Raw genomic sequence first — 22,946 nt, 5'->3', positions numbered from 1 at the left:
CCATGAGCGAGACGCACGACGACCCCGTGGATCGAGCCGTCACCTACATGACGAGCCTGGAACCGACGATCGATGTCCACCGCGGCGCTTCCCCGGAGAGCCTCGCCGCGCTGGAGCGCGCGCTGGGGCGTCCGCCGAGCGCGCCGCACCGCCGCTTCCTGGAGCATTTCGGCGCGCCCGGAGGGATGAAGGTCGATCCGCTCGACCTCGACGCGGACGCCCTCGTGGGCGCGTACGAGAGCACGGAGGGATCGCTCCCTGCGGAGTACGAGCTCTTCGGCGTCTCGCAGGAGGACCCTTATCTCGATCTGTTCCTCCACCACACGGAGGGCCGCGAGCCGAGGGTCGTCGCCATGCACTCCGTGATCGGAGGCGACTTCGGCCGCATCCCGGCCGCGCACGCGCAGGTCGTCTCCGGGGCGCTCTCCGAGTGGCTCTGCCTCCCCGTGTTCGTCAGGGTCCGTTACCAGCCCAGGCCCTTCAAGGCCACGCTGGCCCACGCCGGCCCGCGCGACGACGCCTGGCCGCGCTTCCAGGCCATGGTGGACGAGAACGAGATGCGCCTCGCCTGGTTCTCCAGCGACATCACCAAGATCGTCGAGACCGGCGACTCCGTGATCGTGGCCAAGCGGCTGCCGGGCGCCCCGCTCGCCGTCGCGGTGGCGTCGTCGAGCCGCACGGAGTTCGCGGCCATTCGCTGGTGGCTCACGCGCGACGTCGGTCTCGAGCTGCGCGCCGTGGTGTAGGGCCCGGAGAGAGGGCGAGACCACCGCGGCATCGCGGCGTGTCGACCTAGCGCGCCGGCGAGCTGGCCGCCGCGTGGGTTGTTCCCCGGGGTGGGGCGGGGGTGTATGCTCGCGGGATGTACTCGCCCAGGCTGTTTGTCGAGACGGACCGTGAACGGGTGCTCGACATCATGGAGGGATACAGCTTCGGCTGCCTCATGGTGACGGAGGAGCACGGGGGGGTGGAGATCGCACACCTGCCGTTCGTGATCGATCGCGACGCGGGGGCGTGGGGGCGGCTCCGCGTGCACATGGCGCGGGGGAACCGCATCTGGAAGCTGGCGACGGAAGGGAGACCGGTCGTCGCCGTGTTCTCGGGGCCGCACGGCTATGTCTCGCCACGATGGTACGAGCAGCCCACGAGGCAGGTGCCGACATGGAACTACGCCGTGGTGCACGCGCACGGGCGCGCGGCAGGGCCGATGAGCCGCGACGAGCTGGTGAAGCTCGTCGACGATCTCGCCGCCATCCACGAGCGCGGGGCCGCGGAGCCGTGGAGCACGGGGAAGCTCGACGAGGGGGTGCTCGAGGGCCTCGTCCAGGGAATCGTTGGATTTTCAATCGACATCGAGCGGGTCGAGGCCAAGTTCAAGCTGAGCCAGAACCGGTCGCCGGCAGACCACGCGCGCGTCGCCCGCGCGCTCGAGGAGCGCGGGAAGCCCGACGATCTCGAGATGGCGCGCCTGATGAGGTCGAGGAACGGGCAGTGACGCAGAGCTCCCCGACGGCAAGGGCCGACGCAAACCGGATCGCCCTGCGCGCGGTGCGCGCCATCCTCGACGCCGCGGAGCCGCTGAAGCTCTCGGTCGTGGGGACCCCCGTCGACGTGCAGGTGGATCGGTTGGCCTCGCCCCCGTGGCCCGCGCGAGGGCTCCTCGGCCTGGACGAGGCCGTCGATGGCCCGCTCCCGCGCGCGGTGCTCGTCGGGTGCTCCTGGCCAGGGGGGAGCGTCGATCTGCTGCTCCAGGTCGCCTGGTGGCAGACGACCAACGCCTATCGACACCTCACCAGGATCAAGGCCGCGATCGCCTTGACCAACCAGGAGATATCGTGGATCTCGGTCGCGCTCGCCCTGCGCGAAGGGCAGGATGGGCAGAGCGTCGCGATCGGCACATCGTTCAGCCCGTTCAAGCGCAAGGAGCACGACGTCGAGACCGCGTTGCGCCGGAAACATCAGATCAAGACCGCGGTGGACCGGTCGGAGTTGCCGCTCATTTCGCCGTGGTGGGCCGAGACGTTCTCGGTGAAGCTGCCAGAGGGGGACGTGCTCCCTTCTCCGCGAGAGGGCTTTGCGCGGCTCGTGCACATTGCCCTCCTGAAGCTGCCGTTCTTCGTGCGCGGCGAGCAGGAAGGCATCAAAGGCAAGCTCCCGTTCGACCCCGACCGGCTGCTCGACGCTGGAACGAATGGGTCAGGAGGGGCCTCGAGCGAAGAGCGCAGCGGGGTGCAGGGCGGCGCGCCCGCCGCGGAGGCTCGACGCGACTCTCTATGGTCGCTGCCCGGAGGTGTCCGGCATTTCAAACAGACGCTCGACGATCTGCTCGACGAGCTCCGGGAGCAGCCGCTCACCGAGGAGGAGCTCTCCACCCTGTTTCGGGAACGATACGAGGTCACCGGCGCGACGGCGCGGAGCGGGTACACCAACCTGCTCCTGAACCTCGGCCTCGCACAGCTGCGCGACGGGCGCTTCGCGCTCACGCCGGACGGCGAAGCTTACCTGCTCGACCCGCTGCCCCGCGCGCTCTTCGAGCGCCTGCACCGGACGTATACGGGGCTGATCGAGGTGCTGGTCATCGCGAGCGCGCTCGGTCGCGCGGACACCGCGCGTGTCAACGAGCTGTTGCCCGCCCTGCTCGACACGGTGTGGAGAACCACCACCCAATCCTCGATTCGTCGCAACTGGCTCCTTTCGACATGGTGCGCTACATGCGCCGCCGGCAGGCGTCCGGCGACGGCATGGCGGAGGCCGTCGCCATGTACCTCCTGCCCCAGCTCGAGGGCCTCGAGCAGGATCCCGCGTCCAAGGCGCTCGACCTGCTGCTCGCGAGCCTCGCGGGCTGGACCTCGGCAGAGGCCACCTCCGCGCTGGCGCGCCGCTACCAGGAGCTCTTTCCCCACCTGACGTTCCGGCGCGCATGACGGGCGCGCCCTGGGAAGCCTTCCTCCGCGAGCACTTCCCCGGCTACCTCCTGCCGGACTCGGCGCGCACGTCGCTCTCCGCCGAGGACGCCGCGTTGTTCCTCGAGCGGCTGACGGGCAGACCCCACGAGCTCGCGCTGCTCCGGGCGGCGAGCACGCTCTCGCCGCGCATGGAGGCGCTCCGGACCTTCTCCTTTCGCCTCCTGCCCGAGCTCGTGCGCTCGCTGCCGTCGCAGACGGAGGTGTCGCGGCGCGAGTGGGAGGGCGGATTCCAGGGGCGGCTCGATCTCGAGCCGACGCTCGCCTTCTGGTCTGCGGGCCAGCGCACCCGGTTAGTGACCCGCGCGCGGCAGAGGAGCTTCGCCCTGCCGGAGAACGTGCTCGTGCGCGCGACCGCCGAGCGCCTGCTGGACGTGCTGGTCGACCTGCGGCAGGCGGAGGTGCTGGGCGGCTCCGGATGGGGCACGGACGCGGCGGCGTGCGAGGGCCAGCTCCGGCACCTGCTCGCGTCGACGGTCCTGCGCGAGGTGCCGCGCGAGCGGCCCGGGCCCCGCCACGAGGAGGCGGCGCACGGGAGCCGGCACCCGTGCCACGCGGCCGCCCTCGGGTGGCACCGCGCGCTCGGGCGCGGGCTGGACGCGGACGACCCGGCGCGGATCGCGGCCGTCGTCGCGGACGGAGCGCTCCGGCCGCTCAAGGACCACGCGCGGTTCGAGATCGCCGTCGTCATGCGGCTGCTCCAGGCGATGTGGGCGCGGCTCGAGCAGGCCGAGGGCGGGCGCTGGACCCTCCACCGGAGCCTCGTGCGCAGGGATCGGCGCGAGGTGGCCACCCTGGCGCGCGACGACGGCGCGCGCGTGCGCGTCTTCTACAACCAGTCGCACCTCGACGCCGGCGCGTGTGACCTCGGAGCGCGGCACTACTTCGGCCACACCGGGAGGATGCGCCCCGACGCGACCGTGGTGGTCGAGAAGGGCGGCGAGCGGACGGCGGCCGTGGTGGAGATCAAGCTGACGGAAGACCCGGGGTACGTGCTCCAGGGCTTTCACGAGGCGATGCTCTACCGGTGGGAGTACGCCGAGCACCTGTCGGGCTGGCCGAAGGCGATCCTGGTGACGTCGGCGAGCGTGCAAGGCGCGGTGAGGGAAGGGGACGACGTGATCGCGGTGGGGTGGAGCGGGTGGGTGCCCGACGTGGTGGTCGAGGGGCTGCTCCGGCGGGTCGAGGGCTCGTGATCTCGCCGCTCCGAGGAGCGGAGAGTGAGCCCTCTGTCCCGCGGCGCCGCGAGGCGCCCCTCGTCGAGGCGCCACCCCTTCACGCCAGGTCGAACACCAGCACCTCGCCCGCCTCGCCGCCGCGCAGCTCGACCGCTCCTCCCGGGCCGATGGCCGCCGCGTCGCCCGCCTCGAGCGCCGTCCCGTTCAGCTCGACCCGCCCGCGCGCCACGTGGACCCACGCGTGCCGCCCTGCCGCGAGCTCGTACCGCGCCTCATCACCTTGCCCGAAGAGCCCCGCGAGCACGCTGACGTCCTGGTGGACCGTCACCGAGCCCTCGCGCCCGTCCCGCGACGCCACGAGGCGCAGCCGACCCGACCGCTCCTCGCGGGAGAACGCCTTCTGCTCGTAGCTCGGCTCGTACCCGCTCTTGTCCGGCACGATCCAGATCTGCAGGAGGTGCGCGACATCGGCCTTCGACGCGTTGAACTCGCTGTGGAACACGCCGGTCCCCGCCGACATCCGCTGGACCTCGCCAGGGCGGATCACCGACCCGTTCCCCATGCTGTCCTTGTGCTCGATCGCCCCATCGAGCATGTACGTGACGATCTCCATGTTCTGGTGCGGGTGCTTCCCGAACCCCCGCGCCGGGGCGACACGGTCGTCGTTGATGACCCGCAGCGCGCGGAACCCCATGTGCTCCGGGTCGTAGTAGTTGGCGAACGAGAACGTGTGGAACGACTGGAGCCACCCGTGATCGGCATAGCCGCGCTCGCCGGACCGACGAATCTGCATCGAGGACGTGTTGTTCATGCCCGTAGCTTGTGCCCGGCGACCCATCTTGTGAATCGGCATTAAGTTCATGGGACCCATCTGCTTTGGAGATGGTTCGCTCCGGCCCCCTTCGCCGGGCGCCTTCCGGGTTCCGCCTCGCCCGCCTCGCGCCGCCGTCTCGACGTGAGATCGCCGCGGCGACGGCGGCCCTGCCCTGCGTCAGGCCGCTTCCCGGGAGAGCTCCGCGCGGTCCTTGTTCCCCTCGCCGGGCAGGGCGACGCGGAGCAGCGCCAGGCCGAGCGCGGCCTCGACGAGGGTGATCGCCACGGCCCACGCCGTCGTCGAGGCGGCGATGGCGGCCAGGCGCTCCTCGTGCGTCGCGCCGGCGGCGAAGCGCTCGAACAGCGCGGCGGCGAGCACGTCGCGTGTGCCGAAGCCCTGCGGGGTGAGGGGGAGCGTCACCGCGACCATCAGGATCGGGATGTACGTCAGGGCGGCGCCGACGGGGATCCGCACGCCGAAGAACCAGAACGGAAGCCAGGTGCCGACGAACAGGACGACGAGGTGCGGCACCCGCGCGGCGAGGGCGAGCAGGTGGCCGCGCACGCCCGCCTCGAAGAGCGGGGCGAGGAGCCGCGCGCGCGCGAGCCGGGCGGGGCGCAGCGCGAGCAGCGCGAGGTAGAGCCCGCCGGCCGCGAGGAGCAGCGCCGACCAGCCGAGCGACGCGCCGTTCGCCGGGAAGGCGACCGCGCCCAGCGCGAGCAGGCAGCCGAGCCACGACGCGTAGACCACGAGCGTCGCGCCCGCCACGCGCGCGAGCGGCACGCCGTGCACGCGCGAGAGGAAGACCGTGATGAACGCCTGGCCGACGTGGTGGTTGAGCAGCGACGGGAGGTACGAGGCGCCGCGGAGCACGAAGAAATCGCGGAAGGCGACCGGGGCGACGGCGCGCCGGTAGACGAGCACGGTCGCGAACGTGTCGGCGGCGAGCAGCGCCAGGACGAAGAGGACGGCGAACCCGAGGAAGAGCGGGGCGTCGACGTGCGCGAGCGCGGCAAGGAATTTGCTGACGTCGAGCCGGCCGAGCGTGAAGGCGACGAGCGCGGCCGCGAGCACGAAGGGCAGGGCGCGCCGCGCGTGGCGGAGGAGGCGCGGCGCGCCCCGCTCGGGCAGAGCGCCGTCGCGCGGGCGCGGCGCGCCCCGCTCGGGCAGAGCGCCGTCGCGCGGCTCCGGCGCGGGCGCGGGCGCAGGCGCGGCGCCGAGGGGTCCGGTGTGGGGCGAGGAGCGCAACGGCGGCACCCTAGCAGAAACCCGCGCCGGGTCCGCGCGCGCGGCGCGGCGACCGCGCCCGTCGTGGGGCATAGTCGTCCCCCATGTCCAAGTACGATTACGATCTGTTCGTCATCGGCGCCGGCTCCGGCGGCGTGCGCGCAGCCCGCATGTCCGCTTCGTACGGCGCCCGGGTCGCCGTCGCCGAGGCGCGCCACCTCGGCGGCACCTGCGTCAACGTCGGGTGCATCCCGAAGAAGCTCCTCGTCTACGCCTCGCACTTCGCCGAGGACTTCGAGGACGCGGGTGGCTACGGCTGGACGGTGCCCGGCCACGGCGCCGCCGCCGCGGGCGGCGATGGGCACGGCGGCCCCTCGTTCGCGTGGCCGACGTTCCTCCGCAACAAGAACAAGGAGATCGAGCGGCTCAACGGCATCTACGAGCGGCTCCTGAAGAACTCGGGCGCCGAGGTCCGCTGGGGCCGCGCGAAGATCGTGGACCCGCACACCGTCGAGATCGACGGCGTCGCGGTCACCGCCGAGCACATCCTCGTCGCGACCGGCAGCCGCCCGTGGATCCCCGAGCTCCCCGGCCGCGAGCTCGCGATCTCCTCCGACGAGGCGTTCTACCTCGACGACCTGCCGCGGCGCGTGATCATCGTCGGCGGCGGCTACATCGCGGTCGAGTTCGCCAGCATCCTGCACGGCCTCGGCGCCAAGGTGTCGCTGGTGCACCGGGGCATGCACCTCCTGCGCGGCTTCGACGACGACATCCGGACCTTCCTCGCCGCCGAGCTCCAGAAGAAGGGCCTCGACCTCCGCCTGGGCGCGTGTGTCGAGGAGATCGAGCGGCGCGACGGCGCGCTCTCCGCCGAGCTCGCCGACGGCACCGAGCTTCCCGCCGACCAGATCCTCTACGCGACCGGCCGCGTGCCGAACACGCAGGGGCTCGGCCTCGCGGAGGTCGGCGTCCAGGTCGACGACGGCGGCGCCATCCTCGTGGACGACACGTTCCGCACGTCGGTCCCGTCGATCTGCGCGATCGGCGACGTGATCGCGCGCGTGCAGCTCACGCCGGTCGCCATCGCCGAGGCGATGTCGCTGTCGCGGCGGCTCTTCCTCGGCGAGCACCGGCCCATGGACTACGCCGGCATCCCGACCGCCGTCTTCTCTCAGCCGAACGTCGGCACGGTCGGCCTCTCCGAGGCGCAGGCGCGCGAGCACCACGACGTCGCCGTCTACCTCTCGATCTTCCGTCCGCTCAAGCACACCCTGTCCGGGCGCGAGGAGAAGACGATGATGAAGCTCGTCGTCGACCGCGCCACCGACCGGGTGCTCGGCTGCCACATGGTCGGCCCGGACGCCGGCGAGATCATCCAGGGCTTCGCCGTGGCGCTGAAGTGCGGCGCGACCAAGGCGCAGTTCGACGCCACCGTCGGCATCCACCCAACGGCGGCGGAGGAGTTCGTGACCATGCGCGAGCCGCTGCGGAACGCGGACCGGAGCCCCGCGATCGGGCGGGCGCCGAGCTCCGCGTAGGCGCGAGCGCTTACCCGCAGCGCCCGAGACGGCGCGGCGCCGGGCTCGGCGAGGCCAGCGTTGGCCCGGGCCGCTCGCCCGCTCGTGTTCGCGCCGAGCGCGCCCCTCTGGTATGGACCGCGCGATGTCGACCCACGCCTCGAGCCCCTTGAAGCCCGTCGGCCTGCTCACCCGCACGAGCGATCGCTCGTTCTACATCTTCAACGCGGTGCTCTCCGCGGCCGCGCTCGCGTTCCTCGCCTACATCCTGATCATCCGGCGCGGCGCCGGCGGCGCCGATCTTCGCTTCATGCCGCCGCTGAACGCCGCCCTGAACGCGACCGCCGCCGCGCTGCTCGTCGCCGGCTGGATCGCGATCAAGCGCCGCGCGATCGTCGTGCACAAGTACCTGATGGTCTCGGCGTTCGTCGCCTCGTCGCTGTTCCTCGTCGGCTACCTCGCGTACCACTTCGTCCACGGGGACACGCGTTACCAGGGCACCGGCCCGATCCGCGCCGTCTACTTCTTCGTCCTCATCTCGCACATCGTGCTGTCGGCGGGCATCGTGCCGCTCGCGCTCACGTCGTTCTACTTCGCCTACAAGGCGAACTTCGCGAAGCACGCCCGGGTCGCGCGGGTGACGTTCCCCCTCTGGCTCTACGTGTCCGTCACGGGGGTGCTCATCTACTTCATGCTGCGCGGCAGCCCGCCCGCGGTGCCCTGAGCGCGCCGGCGTCCCTGCCTCAGAAGTCCTTGATGCTGCCGCGGCGCCCCTGGAACCCGCCGAAGATGGCGCGGTGCGCCGACAGCGCCGCGGCCGCGAGCGCCTCGTGCTCGTAGATCTCCTCCATGAGCGGAATGGGATCCTGGTAGAGCGTGTCGCTCGCCACGATCCTGGGCCACGGCAGGTGGTTCGGGTCCGCGCCCTGGACGCCGGCCTCCTTCATCACCTTGAGGAACTCGTGCGCGAGCAGGCCCTGGCCGATGACGCTCGGGTGCACCCCGTCGAGGCTGACGATGCCGCCCGCCTTGCGGCGCCCCGCGCGGTCGACGTGGTAGTAGCGGGTGTCCATCGGCGGCGCGACGTGGTCGTGGAAGTACGCCGGGAGCTCGTAAGGCGGCTCGCCGCCGTTGCGCTTGTACGCGATCCGGTCGAGGCCCGCGCAGATGTCGACGAGGTGGTACCGCCGCTCGCCGTGGCGCGTGTTCCTCTCCTCCAGGAGCCGCGCGATGTGCGTGTTGCAGGCGTCGACCGTCGTGTCGATGCGCCGCGCGTCGTCCGCGGTGAGGTGCGGCGCGCCCGCCTCGATGAGGCGGGGGCTCTGCGCGAGCGGGGGGTAGGTGTAATAGGGGAAGTAGCGCGGCACACCCGGGAGCGGGTCCCCGACGCCCGCGGCGATCGGCGCGATCGTCACGTGCGGCACGTTGGCCACGAACACGCGCCAGCCCGGGCTCTCGTTGCGGCGCATGACCGCGTCGATCCGGTCGAGCAGCTCGTCGTACTCGGCGACGAAGTCGTCCGGCATCCAGAGGTTCCACTGCGCCCGGGTGCGCTCGTCGAAGCTGAGCGAGACCGGCCGGCGGTCCGGCCTGTCCTCCGTCGCCGCGATGCTGAGCAGGATCGCGGAGCCCACCGCGTTGTTCGGGCCGAGCCAGAGCAGGAGGTTCTCGACGCCCTCGCCGCGCGCGTGGTGGCTCAGCCAGTCGAGCTGCGTGTAGCCGTCGAAGCGCGCGTCGCGCGACGGGTTGAGGACGCGCAGCGCGGTCCGGTAGAACGACGCGCTCGGCCCCTGGAGGAACCCGTCGCCGGCCCCGGGCGCGGCCGCGATCCGCTGCTTGCAGATCGCGGGGGTCACGAGCCACGCGTCGGCCACGTCGAAGCCGTACACCGAGACGTTGTGGAACCAGGGCACGCTCCCCCCGCGGTAGGGCCCCGCCCCCTCGCCCCGCTCGTAGTAGTCCTCGGACTCGTCGAGCACCCGGCTGATCTCGCCGGCGAAGGCGGCCCACTCGAGGCCGTCGATCCTGGAGCCGAACGCGAGGTAGAGGCGGCGGAGCACCACCTCGAGGTCGAGGAGAAGCCCGTGGACCGGGTAGTCGGGCACACGGTACGCCGGGCTCGAGAGCGCGTCGCCCACGTCGACGCCGAGCGAGCGCGCGATCCACGTCGCGTAGGCGAGGTGGGTGCGCGCCACGCCGAGCGACATGACGCCTTGGGAGATGCTGTCCCCGATGGTGAAGAGCTTCATGCTGCGGTCCTCACGCCTCCAAGGTGGAGGCGCGATCGTAACCGAACTCATGCTGCAGCGCGGCGGTATCGCCGGGCGCCGGGCGCCGGGTCGTCAGCGCGCCGGCGGATCCGACCGGGGCGCCGCGGCGCGCGCCGCCGAGGCCCCGCGCGCGCGCCGCGCCCCGGCGACGCGCGATGCGAGCGCGCCCACCGCGCGCGCGCCGAAGAGCAGCGCGAGCAGCCCCGCGTAGATCAGGGGCTCCGTCGTGTCCTGCTTCACCCGCAGGAAGAAGTGCGCGACCCCGAGCACGGCGGCGACGTACGCGAGGCGGTGCAGGCGCTTCCAGCGCGCGAACCCGAGGCGCTTCAGCATGCGCGCGGTCGACGTCGCCGCGAGCGGGACGAGCAGGAGCAACGCGACGAAGCCGGCGAGGATGAAGGGGCGCTCCGTGATGTCCTCGACGATGGCGGGGACGTCGAGCCCCTGATCCAGGACCGCGTACATCAGGAAGTGCGCGCACGCGTAGAAGAAGGCGAGCAGCCCGAGCGCCTTGCGGATGCGGATCGGGAACGTCCATCCCGAAGCGAGCTTGAGCGGCGTCGCCGCGAGCGAGGCGACGAGCAGCACGAGCGCGAGCAGGCCGAGCTGGTTGAGCGCCTCGGCGATCGCGTTCGGCCCGAGCGCGTCCGTCGCGGCGCGCGCGGCGAGCACGGCCAGCGGGATCAGGCCGCCCGTGACGACGGCGGGCTCGAGCCAGGGCAACCTGCGGCCCGCCAGCGCCCCGGCGCCGAGCGGCGGCCTGCGCGCCGGCGCGGGGCCCGGCGCCGGCGCCGTCGGTGCTGCCGGCGAGCCGGTGATGGCGGGCGAGCTCATGCTCAGAAGCTCTCCCGGAGATCCATGCCGCTGTAAAGCCCGGCGACCTCCTCCGCGTAGCCGTTGAACGGCAAGGTCGGGCGCCGCCTTAGCTCGCCGATCCTCCGCTCGGTCGCCTGGCTCCAGCGCGGGTGATCGACCGCGGGGTTCACGTTCGCATAGAACCCGTACTCGTCCGGAGCGGCCTGGCTCCAGCTCGTCTTCGGCTGCTGCTCGGTGAGCTTGATGTTCACGATCGACTTGCACCCTTTGAACCCGTATTTCCACGGGACCACGAGGCGGATGGGCGCGCCGTTCTGGCCGAGCAGCGTTTTCCCGTAGAGCCCGACCGCCAGCATCGTGAGCGGGTGCATCGCCTCGTCGATCCGCAGCCCCTCGACGTAGGGCCAGTCGAGCACGTCGCTGCGCTGGCCGGGCAGCTGCTTCGGGTCGAGCAGCGTCGTGAACTGGACGTACCGGGCGCGCGACGTCGGCTCGAGGCGCTTGAGCAGCGCCGCGAGCGGGAACCCGAGCCACGGGATCACCATCGACCACGCCTCGACGCAGCGCATGCGGTAGACGCGCTCCTCGAGCGGGAACCACGCGAGCAGCGTGTCGAGGTCGATCACCGCGGGCTTCTTGATCTCACCCTCGCACGCGACCGTCCACGGGCGCAGCCGGAGGCGGCCGGCGTTCGCGGCCGGCTCGGACTTGCTCAGGCCGAGCTCGTAGAAATTGTTGTAGGAGATGACGTCCTCGTACGGCGTCCGCGCCTCGTCGGTGACGAACGCGCCCCTCCCGCCCGCGCCGGCGGGCGGCGCGGCGAGCTCGGCCGGCGCGCTGGCGAGCGGCGCGGCCTCCCCGCCGGGCGCGGCCTCACCGCCGGCGCGGCGCGCCGCGCCGCCCGTGAGCCAGACGAGGCCGCCGCCGATGGCCGAGGCCGTGCCGGCGAAGAGCGCCGCGTTCTTCAGGAGCTCGCGCCGCCGCAGGTACAGCGCTTCCGGGGTGATCTCGCCCGCCGGCGGTTCCTTGGGGACCTTGCTCATGCCCGTAGTGTACGACGGCGCAGGCCGCCGGCCCGGCCCCGCCCGCGCTCACGCCGCGCTCGAGACGCTAGAGACCACGGACGCGAGGCGCCGCGCCGGGCTCGAGGCGACGTGGATCGCGGGCAGCGCGAGCAGCTGCCCGATGCGGGCCGAGCGCTGCTCCACGCCGCGGGCGAGCGCCTCCCGCTCGCTCGACCCGCGCGCCGCGAGCAGGGAGAGCACGTCGGCCCAGACGCGCTCGCGCCAGCGCGAGAGAAGCTCCATGGCGAACCAACTCGCGGTCTCCGGGGCGGTCTCGCGGAAGAACGAGCTCACGCCGCAGCGGTGCCGCGCGCTGAGCCGCGCGAGCGCCTCGGGGATCGAGCGGCGGAGCAGCATATTGACCGCATCGTGATCGTGCTTGAGGCGCGCGAGCATCCTCGCGTCGCCGCCGTGCCCGAACTCCACGATCGTCGCGTGGATCCCGAAGACCAGATCGTAGTTGATGTGGGCGCTGAACCCGAGCAGCGCGTTCTGCACGGGCAGCGCGAACCGCGAGGACGCGCTCGCGTACGCGATGCGCCAGGCGCCGCAGTCCTGCGCCGCGCCCCGCTCGCAGGCGCCGAGCGTCGCGAGGTACCGCTCGCAGAACCGGCCCGCCAGGCGGGAGATCCACGCCGGCTCGAGGAACATGCCGCCGGGCCGCTCGACCTGCGCCGCGACAGCGCGGGTGACGACGCCGTAGACGTCGGTGAACGCCGCGCGCGGATCGTCCACCCTGAGGAGCCGCTCCGTCAGGGTGTCGAGGACGACGGCAGCATCGTGAACGCTCCTGGGATGCACGTTAAGGCCGTCGATGCAGCTGCTCATGAAGGTCCCCTCCTGCTTCTTCCACCCGTCAGAGAGATCTGGTGTGCTTGGTGCTCAAACATCCGCGCCGGCCTCGAGGGCGCGCGCTCCCCGAGCGGGGCAGCGGCGCCGGCCTGCGGAGCGCGCGGGCGCGTACGACCCAGCCTGATCTGGCCTGCGGTCCCGACGCGCGTCGTTCCCGTACCCAAAACGGATCTGTCGATCCGCGGTGCGAGCGGCCGCTATGGAGAATGTCCCGGCCCCCTCTGCTGCCGGTCCCCCCTTGAACCGGCTCCGTGCAGAGAGAGCTGATCTGACTTGAACCCAGGATCGCTCGCGGCGGGAGCCCCCCCTCGCCGCGGCGCTCAACGCTCCACCTAGTCTACGACACCGTGTGGGGTCACCACAATTGTCTTATGACGTGTGATCCCGTTCCGGACAGCTTTCAAGCCTATGGCAACTGGCGAGCTCGAACAAGTGGACGTTGAACCTGACATGTTTTTTTGCCGTGCGGGAGATCGTCTCGACACCTTCGCTCGTTGCGCTGCTACTGAAGTGTCCAGGCTTGGTTCGATTAGGGAACTGCCTACTCGTGTCGGCGCGAATCGCATCGAGATGTTCTTGAAACATCACGAGTGGTTATCCCTTGATCGCTGTACGAGCCGCCTCCGCGCGCCGCTCAGGATCTAGGATGTCCCTGAGCCGGCGTTCGGGGAACGCCTGACGTGTTCTCCACAGATGGCGCGCCTCCCGGCCCTGGAGGTGGACAGGAGCACGCGGGCGCTCAACCTCGGTCGATCTCGGATCGCCCCGCGTGGATGTCACGGCGAACACATCAATGCTTTGCTGCATGCACAGCTTGCCTGTCAGCGCGCGGCGTGGGATCGCGGGGCCGCGGCACCTAGGCGCGTGCGGTCCACGCCTGCGCGCGGGCGAGGGGCCACCGTACGGCCAGCGATGGATCCGAGAAGATCGCCCGCGTCATCCGGGGAGCACACTTCCGCCGCGTGGGCCGCGCGGGGAAGGGTGGTGGTTGTGGGCACGGCGGCGCTGCCGGCTGGGCGCGACGGACGCCGCCGTTCGGGACGGGATGCGCGGGGCGGGGCGCCGCGGCACCTGGATAAGGGGCAGCGCCTGGGAAGGGGAGGAAGGAGAGGAGGGACAGCGGCGGCGGTGCGGCGCGGCGCGGCGCGCCTGCTGGCGGCGGCGGCGGCGGCGCGCCCGCCCGCGGCTCAGCCGGTGCCGCCCTTGGCCTGCACGTCGCGGTGGCGCAGCGTCGCGCGCAGGTAGTCGCGGTTCATCGTCGCGATCACGTCGAGCGGGATCTCCTTCGGGCAGACCGCCTCGCACTCGCCGATGTTCGTGCAGTGGCCGAAGTTCTCGACGCGCATCTGCCCCACCATCTTGAGGCTGCGCTCGTCGCGCTCCGGCTGGCCCTGCGGCAGGAGGTTCAGGTGTGTGAGCTTCGCCGCGGTGAAGAGCGAGGCCGACGCGTTCGGGCACGACGCGACGCACGCGCCGCAGCCGATGCACGCCGCCGCGTCCATCGAGCGCTCGGCGATCGGCTTCGGCACCGGGACCGCGTTCGCGTCCGGCGCGCTGCCCGTCGGCACCGAGATGTAGCCGCCGGCCGCCACGATGCGATCGAACGCGCTGCGGTCGACGGCGAGGTCGCTCACCACCGGGAACGCCTGCGCGCGCCACGGCTCGAGCCACAACACGTCGCCATCCTTGTAGTGACGCATGTGCAGCTGACACACGGTGGTCCCACGGAGGGGCCCGTGCGCCTGGCCGTTGATCATGAAGCCGCACATGCCGCAGATGCCCTCGCGGCAGTCGTGATCGAAGGCGATCGGCTCCTCGCCCTTCAGGATGAGCCGCTGATTGAGCACGTCGAGCATCTCGAGGAAGGACATGTGCTCGCTGACGTCGGGCACCTCGTACGTCACGAACCGGCCGACTTCGTACTTGCCCTTCTGTCGCCAGACATGGAGCGTGAGGCGCATTATTTGTAACTCCGCTGCGTGGGGTGAACCTCGTTGAACTGGAGCGGCTCCTTGTGGAGCTCCTGGGCCTGGCCTTCGCCCCTCCACGCCCAGGCGGCGGCGTAGGTGAAGTTCGCGTCGTCGCGCTTCGCCTCGCCCTCCGGCGTCTGGTGCTCCTCGCGGAAGTGCCCGCCGCACGACTCCTCGCGGTTGAGCGCGTCGCGGCACATGAGCTCGGCCAGCTCGAAGAAGTCGGCGACGCGCGCCGCCTTCTCGAGCTCCTGGTTCAGGCCGACGTCCGAGCCCGAGAGGCGCACGTCGCGGTGGAACTGCTCCCGGAGCTCCGGGATCCGCGCGAGCGCGCCCTTGAGCCCGGTCGCGTTGCGCGCCATCCCGCAGTGCTCCCACATGATCTTGCCGAGCTCGCGGTGGAACGAGTCGACCGTGCGCGAGCCGTTCGTGCCGAGCAGCTTCGTCAGCCGGGCCCGCGCGTCGCGCTCCGCGTCCCGCACGGCGGCGTGTGTGTCGTCGACCCGCTCGAGCTTCGTCGAGGCGAGGTAGTCGCCGATCGTGTAGGGGATGATGAAGTAGCCGTCGGCCAGCCCCTGCATGAGCGCGCTCGCCCCGAGGCGGTTCGCGCCGTGATCGGAGAAGTTCGCCTCGCCGAGCACGAACATGCCGGGGACCGTGCTCATCAGGTTGTAGTCGACCCAGAGCCCGCCCATCGTGTAGTGGATCGCGGGGTAGATGCGCATCGGGACGGTGTACGGGTCGTCGCCGGTGATGCGCTCGTACATGTCGAAGAGGTTGCCGTAGCGCTCGGCGATGGCCGCCTTGCCGAGGCGCCGGATGGCGTCCGAGAAGTCGAGGTACACGCCGAGCCGGGTCGGCCCGACGCCGCGGCCCTCGTCGCACACCGCCTTCGCCGCGCGCGACGCGACGTCGCGCGGGACGAGGTTGCCGAAGCTCGGGTAGCGGCGCTCGAGGTAGTAGTCCCGCTCGTGCTCCGGGATGCTCTCCGGCGCGCGCGTGTCGCCCGCGTTCAGCGGCACCCAGATGCGGCCGTCGTTCCGGAGCGACTCGCTCATGAGCGTCAGCTTCGACTGGTAGTCGCCGGAGACGGGGATGCACGTCGGGTGGATCTGCGTGAAGCAGGGGTTCGCGAAGAGCGCGCCGCGCTTGTGCGCCCGCCAGATGGCCGTGGCGTTCGAGCCCTTCGCGTTCGTCGAGAGGAAGAAGACGTTCCCGTAGCCGCCCGACGCGAGCACGACCGCGTCGCCGAGGTGCGTCTCGATCGCCCCGGTGATCAGGTTGCGCGTGACGATGCCGCGCGCCTTGCCGTCGACGACGACGAGGTCGAGCATCTCGGTGCGCGGGTACATCTTCACCTTGCCGAGGCCGATCTGCCGCTCGAGCGCCTGGTAGGCGCCGAGCAGGAGCTGCTGCCCGGTCTGCCCGCGCGCGTAGAACGTCCGCGACACCTGCGCCCCGCCGAAGGAGCGGTTCGCGAGCACGCCGCCGTACTCGCGCGCGAACGGCACGCCCTGCGCGGCGCACTGGTCGATGATGTTCACGCTGATCTGCGCGAGCCGGTACACGTTGGCCTCGCGCGCGCGGTAGTCGCCGCCCTTCACGGTGTCGTAGAAGAGGCGGTAGATGCTGTCGCCGTCGTTCTGGTAGTTCTTCGCGGCGTTGATCCCGCCCTGCGCGGCGATGCTGTGCGCGCGGCGCGGCGAGTCCTGGAAGCAGAAGCTCTTCACGTTGTAGCCGAGCTCTGCCAGGGTCGCGCTCGCGGCGCCCCCCGCGAGGCCGGTCCCGACGACGATGACCGTGTACTTCCGCTTGTTCGCCGGGTTGACGAGCTTCAGGTTGAAGCGGTGCTGGTCCCACTTCTTCTCGATGGGACCGTCGGGGATCTTGGCGTTGAGCTGCATGGTGTGACGACGCTCCGGGCTCAGCGGACGATGCCGAACAGGACGGCGAGCGGGATGGAGGAGAAGCCGACGGCGAGCAGGATCGACGCCGCGGCCGCGAACTTCCTGAGCGCCGGCGTGTAGCGCGGGTGGGTGAGGCCCATCGACTGGAACATGCTCCACGCGCCGTGGTAGAGGTGCAGCGCGAGCAGGCTCATCGCCACGACGTAAGCAATCGCCACCGGCGCCACGCTGAAGCCCTTCACGACGTTGTCGTAGGCGTCGAGCGGCACGAAGTCGGGGTGCACGGCGCCGACCGTCAGGTGGAGCAGGTGATAGACGATGAAGGCGCCGAGGACGGCGCCGCTCAGCAGCATCGTGCGGGCGGCGACGTTCGGGTGCCGCTGCCCCTTCACCTGGTAGCGGACCGGCCGGGCAGCGCGGCTGTGCCGCGCGAGCGATATGCCCGTGTACACGTGGACGATCAACGAGACGAGGAGCACGAGCCGCGTCCCCCAGAGCAGCGAGGGCGTGCCGTGGAGGAAGGCGGCGTAGTCGTTGAACTTCTGTCGGCCGAGGAAGACCTGGAGGTTGCCGGCCATGTGGCCGATGACGAAGCCGAAGAAGACGACGCCGCTCAGCGCCATCGCGAACTTCTTGCCGACGAGGTCCCGGTAGAAGAGTGCGACGCGCTGGGCCCGGGTGGGAAGAGTCGATGGGGCAGCAGTGGAGCTCATCGCCCCCCTCCTTTAGTGGGGTGTGCTCGCGTTCGCCAGAGGGAATCTCGCGCGCCGCCACCGAAGAATTTGCGGGCGTCTCGGCCCGCGATCGCCGGGCGGATCCCGCGGTCGGCGTCGGCGGCCGTCAGGCGGCGCGCGGTCCGCGTGTCGGCGCGCCGGCGGCCGTCAGGCGGCGCGTGGTCCGCGCGCTCGCCGGGCCTTCCGGCCGTAGAACGCGAGCGCCAGCTCGATGGCGAAGATGCCGATGGCCTGCTCCTCCTGGCTGGTGAACTCCGGCAGACGTTCGTCGCGGAGCGCCAGGAGGACGCCGAACCAGCACTCGCCCAGCCGGAGCGGCGCCACGATGGCCGCGCCGAACCGGTCGCCCTCGTCGGTGCGGAGCAGCTCGGGCGCGTCCTCGGCGGACAGCCGGACAGGGGAGCTCGCGCCCTCCACCTCGGCGGCGAGCCGCGCGACGAAGGCCGCGGGCACCGCCGCGCCGGAGGCCGCCAGGTACACCGCGACCTCCTCGTCCCGGGCGTCGAGCGCGTCGCGCGCCAGCGCGAGCGCCGCGGACGTGGTGTAAATTACCTTTCCTGCGAGATCGGCGGCGCGCTCCGGGAAGTCGCTCCGCGCGAGGGAGGCGACGAGGGCGGCGCTCGCCTGGTGGACGGCGGCGACGGCATCGAGGTGCGTGCGCAGCATGGCGGCGCCGAGCAGGCGCTTCATGTCCTCGATGTCGTACGGCTTCTCGAGGATGTCGTACGCCCCGCTCTTCATGCATTCCACGGCGGCCTGCGCGCTCGGGCGCGCGGCGCCGACGATGATCTCGAGGTCCGGGCTGATCGCCTTGAGGGCGGCGATCGTCTCCGGGCCGTCCATGCCCGGCGCCCTGACGTCGGCGACCGCGAGGTCGAACCGGCGCGCCTTGACGAGCTCGATCGCGGCGAGCCCGCTGTCGACGCACGTGACGTCGAAGCCGCCGTCGTTGAGCTCGTGGACAAGCCTGTCGCGGACCCTCTTCTCGGCGTCCACGACCAGCACATGAGGTCGAGCCTGGCTCACTGATGCCTCCTCCTCTGGTCTCAAGGGGCGGGGCCGCGCCGCTCGCCGTCCGGCGCCGCCGCGTTCGATGACGACGTCGGCCATGGCCGACGTCGTTCTCTATGCAGCGTGTCGTCTTCGTCGTCTTCCGCTCGTCCGCGGTCCCCCCACAATCCAGTAGAGCCCTTCTCTCGGCGAAACGGAAGACGCGGAGGCGCGCCGTCGCGTTGCAAGGAGGGTGCATGGAAGGTGGAGTCCAGCGACTTGCGCGCATGTGCTCCGGTATGCCGATTCCTGTGTCGCGTGGGCGCGCGCGTTCACCGAGCGCGAGCGCCGCGCGTTCGCCGAGCGCGACGTCGATCTCCTGCTCGCCCCGCTAGCCCGCGACCCCGCGGAGAAGGCGGCGGCATCAGGGCCGACGACGGCGAGCCGCCGCCCTCGACCTCGCCGTGAAGGCCCTGGCCGCCGCCGCGCCCTCGGGTGCAGCGTCGTCGAGGCGCGAGCGCCGAGCAGCGCGGCCGCTCCCGCGCGGCGTGCACGCCGCGGCGGAGCGCGTCGCCGCGCGCGAGGCCGCCGCGCCGCGCGCGACGAACACCCAGGCTGCCGCAGCGCCCGTCCGCGCGCCACGACCGCGCGCTCCACCAGGAACTCCCTGACTCCCCTCCAGCGCTGCACGGACCTCGCGATTCCGTTCTTCTTGTCCGTATTCTGTTCTCGCGAGGGCATAGAGAGAGTTCATGTCGTGAATGTTTCCGGATGCCGTCATGGGCATTCCGCAGCTTCCGGTCGTGTATTGAGTGGACGACATGGCGCTTGACGGAGGGCCGCAGTTCGGCTCAGCTCGTCGTGCGGCCGGGGGGCCGCGTGGGGGTGGTTCGATGTTCATCGTCAGGAAGGGCGAAGTGTCCCTGTTGTCCCGTCCGTTCAGGGAGGCGCTCGCGCGCCTCCTGGAGCGCCACGACGGAATCCCGTTCGAGCTGCGCCTCTGGGGCGGCGAGCGGCTGCGCTTCGGCGCGGGCGCGCCGGAGTTCGCCGTCACGTTCCGGACCAGGCGGGCGCTCTGCGAGGCGGCGCTCCGGGGCACGCTGGGCCTCGGCGAGGCGTATGTCCGGCGCGAGCTGGTGTTCGAGGGAGATCTCGAGGACGCGCTGACCGGGCTGTTCCAGCTCGCGCGGACCGTGGGAGATCGCCTGCCGCGCCTCGCGCCGCTCGAGCTGCCGCTCGAGCGCGGCGCGGCGCGGGTGCTCGACGCGCTGAAGCCCTCGCTGCTCGGCGGCGCGTCCCGGCGAGAGAAGCTCGCGGTCGAGCGCCATTACGGGCTCGGGAACGACTTCTATCCGCTCTTCCTCGACAGGCGCCTTCAGACGTCGTGCGCTTATTTCCGGTCTGCGGGCGAGGCGCTCGACGACGCGCAGGCGCACAAGCTCACCCTCGTCGCGCGGAAGCTCGCGCTCCGGCGCGGGCAGCGGCTGCTCGATCTCGGGTGCGGCTGGGGCCACTTCATGTTCCACGCCGCGGAGACCTACGGCGTGCAGTGCCTCGGCGTCACGCTCTGCGACAACCAGGCGCGGTACATCCGCGAGCAGGCCGCGGCGCGGCGGCTGCCGGTCGAGGTCCGCGTGATGGGCTGCGAGGAGCTCGAGGACGAGGCGTGCTGGGACCGGATCGTCTCGTTCGGATCGATGTGCCACGCCGGCGGGCGCCGCATCGAGGTGTTCTATGATCGGGTGAAGGCGCTGCTCGCCCGGGGCGGGCTCTGCCTGCTCGAGAGCGTCACCCGGGACAGGGAGTCGCCGCGGACAGACCCCTTCGTGGAGAAGCACATCTTCCCCGGCTACTGGGCGCCCTCGCTGGAGGGGATGGCGGCGCGCGCCGCGGCGCGCGGGCTCGACGTGCTCGACGCGGAGGACCTGCGGCGCCACTCCGCGCTGACGGCGCAGGGGTGGCGCCGGAACTTCCTCGAGAACCGGGAGAGGATCGCGCGGGTCACCGGCTTCGGGGAGGTGTTCATGAGGACGTGGGAGTTCTATCTGGCCTCCGCCGTCGCGGCGTTCCGCACAGGGCACCTGAGCTTCGTCCAGATGGTCCTTGCGAACGGCCCGCAGCGCGAGATCCCGCTCGCGCGCGCGGCGCTCTACGCCGCGGAGGAGCCTCCGCCGCGGGAGCGCGCGCCCCTCGTCTCCTCCGTGCAGGCCGCTCCCCGGGCCGCGGGGCGCCGCCCCGAGCCGTCGCGCGCCGTGGCCAAATCGGCCTGAACTTCCCTTCCAGGGAGAGCCGGGCGGGGGCCTCCGCCCGCGCGTGCGCGCGCGCATCACGCGCAAGCGCGCGGAGGCGCGTGGAAGATCTTGTGAAGCCCGCGCGGCCAGCTATCAGCTAGCTCATGAGCCAAAGGCCACCGGCCACCGCCCCGCGCGGCGCCGCGCCCTCCTGTCTCACGCCGCGCGCCCGCCGCTGCTCCCCTGCGCCGTCCGCGGCGTCCCCGGCGCCTCCTGCTCCCTCCCTCCCGCGCGGGGCGGCCGCGCTCCTCGCGCTGGCGCTGATTTCCGTGCTCTCCGCGTGCACCCAGGTCCGCTACGTCGCGCAGGCGAGCCTCGGGCAGATCTCGATGGCGTGGAGGGCGGAGCCGCTCAAGGACGCGGCCAGCGACGCCCGCCGGCCGTGGCGGACGCGCGCGCTGCTGCGCGAGGTCCCGCACATCAAGCGGTTCGGGGAGCGCCACGGGCTCACCCCGACCGACAACTACCGCACGTATGTCGAGCTGGACCGTCCGGCCGCGGTGTGGGTGGTGAGCGCGTGCGAGCCGCTCCGGTTCCGCTCGAAGACATGGAGTTTCCCGATCGTCGGCACGGTGCCTTATCTCGGGTGGTTCGACCTCGACGACGCGAAGGCGTTCGCGGCGCCGCTCAAGGCGGCCGGCTGGGACGTCGACGTGCGCCCGGCGGGCGCCTACTCGACGCTCGGCTGGCTCGAGGATCCGGTCCTGTCCACGATGATCGACGACGGCGACGAGGCGCTCGGCGAGCTCGCCAACGTGGTATTGCACGAGTCGCTGCACGCGACCCTGTACCTCAAGGGCCAGACGCGGCTGAACGAGAGCCTCGCGAACTTCGTGGGGAACGAGCTCGCGAAGGTGTACCTCGACGAGCGGGTGGGCCCCTCCTCCGTGGAGAAGGTGTCCTACCTGAGGGGGCAGGAGCGGAGCGAGGCGCGGGTGAGCGCGCTGCACGCGGCCTACGTCGAGCTGAACCGGCTCTACGCGTCCCCGGCGCCCGACGCCGAGAAGCGGGCCGAGAAGCAGGCGGTGCTCGCCCGGCTCGCGGCCAAGATCGGCGCGCGCCGCCCGCTCAACAACGCCGCGCTCGTGCAGTTCCGCGTCTACAACTCGGGCGCTCCGGAGCTCAGCGCGCTGCTCGCGACCTGCGGCGGCAGCTGGCCGAGGTTCCTCGGCGCGCTCAGGAAGCTCGAGGACCACCACTTCTCCGCGCCCCAGGAGAACATCGGCAAGGTGGTCGAGCCGCTGATCCAGGCCGGCTGCAGGTAACGCGCTACGGGTAACGCGCCACGCCGCGTCGCGGCGTGGTCGCGCGTCGCGTCGCTGTGTGTGGCTGTGCGCTGCGCCGCGGTGTGTGGTTGTGCGTTGCGCCGTGGTCTGTTGCAGCGCGTTGCGCCGTTGTGGGTTGCGGTGCGCCGCGTTGTACTCTGCCGGCGGACTCACGTGAGCTTATGCCGTATCAGCGCAATTCTTCGATTCCGTCGCACGGATCCGGGGGGTTGCTGACGTCCGCAGAGGACCTGTTCATGTCCAGGTTGGGTCTGCGTTCTGGATCGGAATCCACCCTTGGATCAAAGCGGCACCTGCGGAAATGTACGCCGCGCTCCGAGCTCGCAGCAGCACGATTCGTCGCCGGGGAGCAAGTTCTCTGCGGAATTCGGGGCCGAGCGTCCGGGTTCTGAGGCGCTTCCGCCGTTGGCCCGCCGGTTGCTGAATGTGTCCGCGAGATGTCGCTCCCGAACGCCGTTCTGTTTCACGGGGAGTGGAAGGGTGCGACTACCCTGGCACGTCGTTCGCAGTGTGAACCGCAGGTGATGCCCAAGTCTTCGGGGGTCGCCGGGCGAGGGGCCGACGGCAGCGTGCGCCGCGCGGTTGTGATGATGCCGCCACCTGGGCGTCATGACGGTCGAGCTCCTTCATCCACTTGTCGCCGCCCGTCGGCGAGGACTTCGTTTTCATGGGATGACAGCCGCCTTGCGAGGCGAGTAAGGAGGGTGGTGAACAGGCGCGCGACGCGCGCAGGTGCTTCGGTTGGCTTATCGTGATGAACCCGTCGATCTTGGTCTGAGCTTCTCTTACCGCTTACGCTGCTCTCGGATTCGACTCTGGCTTCACGTTTTGCTTCCGCCTGGTGCTTGGCTTCTGCCTGACCCAGCTTGTGCTTGATTCTTTGCTTCGTCGCTTCACTTCATCTTCTTGTTTGACTTGTTCCTCTGGCTCTCTCTAGAATTCAGCGTTCTCTTATCCTTCTCGCTTTACTTTCCTTCGCGGTCGCTTGAGCTTCCTTGCTGTCCTTCGTCTTGCTTGACTGACTTGTCGGACCCTTCGTTTTGCTTGGCTGACTTGTCTGGCTTTCG

Annotated in this window: 19 protein-coding genes; 8 read left to right on the top strand and 11 right to left on the bottom strand. The window is 71.2% G+C overall.

Translation table 11 applies throughout. From position 1 onward, the window contains the following. Nucleotides 1-2 precede the first annotated feature (2 nt). From WMF43_RS36715 to WMF43_RS36705, 3 genes are all read left to right on the top strand, one after another. Complete coding sequence (locus WMF43_RS36715) at nt 3-746, top strand: hypothetical protein (RefSeq protein ID WP_437671970.1); 744 nt, start codon at nt 3-5, stop codon at nt 744-746. Between the two features lie 116 nt (nt 747-862). Beyond that, a complete protein-coding gene (locus WMF43_RS36710) occupies nt 863-1,495 on the top strand; it encodes an FMN-binding negative transcriptional regulator (protein ID WP_437671968.1) in 633 nt (210 codons plus the stop codon). Then, a complete protein-coding gene (locus WMF43_RS36705) occupies nt 1,492-2,907 on the top strand; it encodes a hypothetical protein (RefSeq protein ID WP_437671966.1) in 1,416 nt (471 codons plus the stop codon). The genes WMF43_RS36710 and WMF43_RS36705 overlap by 4 nt, the downstream gene beginning before the upstream one ends. 60 nt (nt 2,908-2,967) lie before the next feature. Here WMF43_RS36705 and WMF43_RS36700 read toward each other — a convergent pair whose 3' ends face one another. Next, nucleotides 2,968-3,252, bottom strand: a complete 285-nt coding sequence (locus tag WMF43_RS36700) for a hypothetical protein (protein WP_437671965.1) — start codon at nt 3,250-3,252, stop codon at nt 2,968-2,970. A gap of 7 nt (nt 3,253-3,259) precedes the next feature. Between WMF43_RS36700 and WMF43_RS36695 the strand changes: the two genes are divergently transcribed. Continuing rightward, a complete protein-coding gene (locus WMF43_RS36695) occupies nt 3,260-4,159 on the top strand; it encodes a hypothetical protein (RefSeq protein ID WP_437671964.1) in 900 nt (299 codons plus the stop codon). A 79-nt stretch (nt 4,160-4,238) separates the two neighbouring features. On the opposite strand, the gene WMF43_RS36690 is transcribed toward WMF43_RS36695, so the two are convergent. Together WMF43_RS36690 and WMF43_RS36685 are read right to left on the bottom strand one after the other, a co-directional pair. Beyond that, nucleotides 4,239-4,934, bottom strand: coding sequence for a pirin family protein (locus tag WMF43_RS36690; RefSeq protein ID WP_437684162.1), 696 nt, complete (start codon nt 4,932-4,934; stop codon nt 4,239-4,241). Between the two features lie 198 nt (nt 4,935-5,132). Further along, the gene (locus WMF43_RS36685) at nt 5,133-6,203 is read right to left on the bottom strand and encodes a lysylphosphatidylglycerol synthase domain-containing protein (protein WP_437671963.1); all 1,071 of its coding nucleotides are present in this window, start codon (nt 6,201-6,203) and stop codon (nt 5,133-5,135) included. 83 nt (nt 6,204-6,286) lie between these two features. On the opposite strand from WMF43_RS36685, the gene gor reads away from it, so the two are divergent. Further along, entirely contained in the window at nt 6,287-7,720 is a 1,434-nt protein-coding gene (gene gor, locus WMF43_RS36680; RefSeq protein WP_437671962.1) for a glutathione-disulfide reductase, read from the top strand. A 112-nt stretch (nt 7,721-7,832) separates the two neighbouring features. After that, nucleotides 7,833-8,423, top strand: coding sequence for a DUF420 domain-containing protein (locus WMF43_RS36675; protein ID WP_437671960.1), 591 nt, complete (start codon nt 7,833-7,835; stop codon nt 8,421-8,423). A gap of 19 nt (nt 8,424-8,442) precedes the next feature. On the opposite strand, the gene WMF43_RS36670 is transcribed toward WMF43_RS36675, so the two are convergent. The 8 genes from WMF43_RS36670 to WMF43_RS36635 form a co-directional block, all read right to left on the bottom strand. Next, a complete protein-coding gene (locus WMF43_RS36670) occupies nt 8,443-9,948 on the bottom strand; it encodes a hypothetical protein (protein ID WP_437671958.1) in 1,506 nt (501 codons plus the stop codon). 93 nt (nt 9,949-10,041) lie between these two features. After that, the gene (locus WMF43_RS36665) at nt 10,042-10,707 is read right to left on the bottom strand and encodes a sulfite oxidase heme-binding subunit YedZ (RefSeq protein WP_437684160.1); all 666 of its coding nucleotides are present in this window, start codon (nt 10,705-10,707) and stop codon (nt 10,042-10,044) included. A gap of 98 nt (nt 10,708-10,805) precedes the next feature. Continuing rightward, nucleotides 10,806-11,828 carry a protein-methionine-sulfoxide reductase catalytic subunit MsrP gene (gene msrP / locus WMF43_RS36660; RefSeq protein WP_437671956.1) on the bottom strand — a complete coding sequence of 341 codons (1,023 nt, stop codon included), beginning with the start codon at nt 11,826-11,828 and terminating at the stop codon, nt 10,806-10,808. Nucleotides 11,829-11,876: 48 nt separating this feature from the next. Beyond that, nucleotides 11,877-12,677 (bottom strand): DUF5995 family protein, encoded by an 801-nt coding sequence (locus tag WMF43_RS36655; protein ID WP_437671954.1) that lies wholly within the window; start codon nt 12,675-12,677, stop codon nt 11,877-11,879. A 1,211-nt stretch (nt 12,678-13,888) separates the two neighbouring features. Next, nucleotides 13,889-14,662: a succinate dehydrogenase/fumarate reductase iron-sulfur subunit gene (locus tag WMF43_RS36650; protein WP_437671953.1), complete on the bottom strand. Its 774-nt coding sequence runs from the start codon at nt 14,660-14,662 to the stop codon at nt 13,889-13,891. After that, nucleotides 14,662-16,575 carry a fumarate reductase/succinate dehydrogenase flavoprotein subunit gene (locus WMF43_RS36645; RefSeq protein ID WP_437671951.1) on the bottom strand — a complete coding sequence of 638 codons (1,914 nt, stop codon included), beginning with the start codon at nt 16,573-16,575 and terminating at the stop codon, nt 14,662-14,664. Before WMF43_RS36645 ends, WMF43_RS36650 begins: the two co-directional genes overlap by 1 nt. 20 nt (nt 16,576-16,595) lie before the next feature. Next, on the bottom strand, nt 16,596-17,291 hold the full coding sequence (locus tag WMF43_RS36640; protein WP_437671949.1) for a succinate dehydrogenase cytochrome b subunit: 696 nt from the start codon (nt 17,289-17,291) through the stop codon (nt 16,596-16,598). Nucleotides 17,292-17,459: 168 nt separating this feature from the next. Continuing rightward, nucleotides 17,460-18,422, bottom strand: coding sequence for a response regulator (locus tag WMF43_RS36635; RefSeq protein ID WP_437671947.1), 963 nt, complete (start codon nt 18,420-18,422; stop codon nt 17,460-17,462). A gap of 797 nt (nt 18,423-19,219) precedes the next feature. Here WMF43_RS36635 and WMF43_RS36630 point away from each other — a divergent pair. Beyond that, nucleotides 19,220-20,572 carry a class I SAM-dependent methyltransferase gene (locus WMF43_RS36630; RefSeq protein WP_437671945.1) on the top strand — a complete coding sequence of 451 codons (1,353 nt, stop codon included), beginning with the start codon at nt 19,220-19,222 and terminating at the stop codon, nt 20,570-20,572. Between the two features lie 125 nt (nt 20,573-20,697). Continuing rightward, nucleotides 20,698-21,858: an aminopeptidase gene (locus tag WMF43_RS36625; RefSeq protein ID WP_437671943.1), complete on the top strand. Its 1,161-nt coding sequence runs from the start codon at nt 20,698-20,700 to the stop codon at nt 21,856-21,858. The last annotated feature ends 1,088 nt before the right edge of the window (nt 21,859-22,946 follow it).

Origin of the sequence: Sorangium sp. So ce131, from assembly GCF_051519095.1 — a bacterium.
Taxonomy (GTDB): domain Bacteria; phylum Myxococcota_A; class Polyangia; order Polyangiales; family Polyangiaceae; genus Sorangium.
The sequence above is the reverse complement of the archived record's forward strand: the minus strand, read 5'-3'. Positions and strand labels throughout refer to the sequence as shown.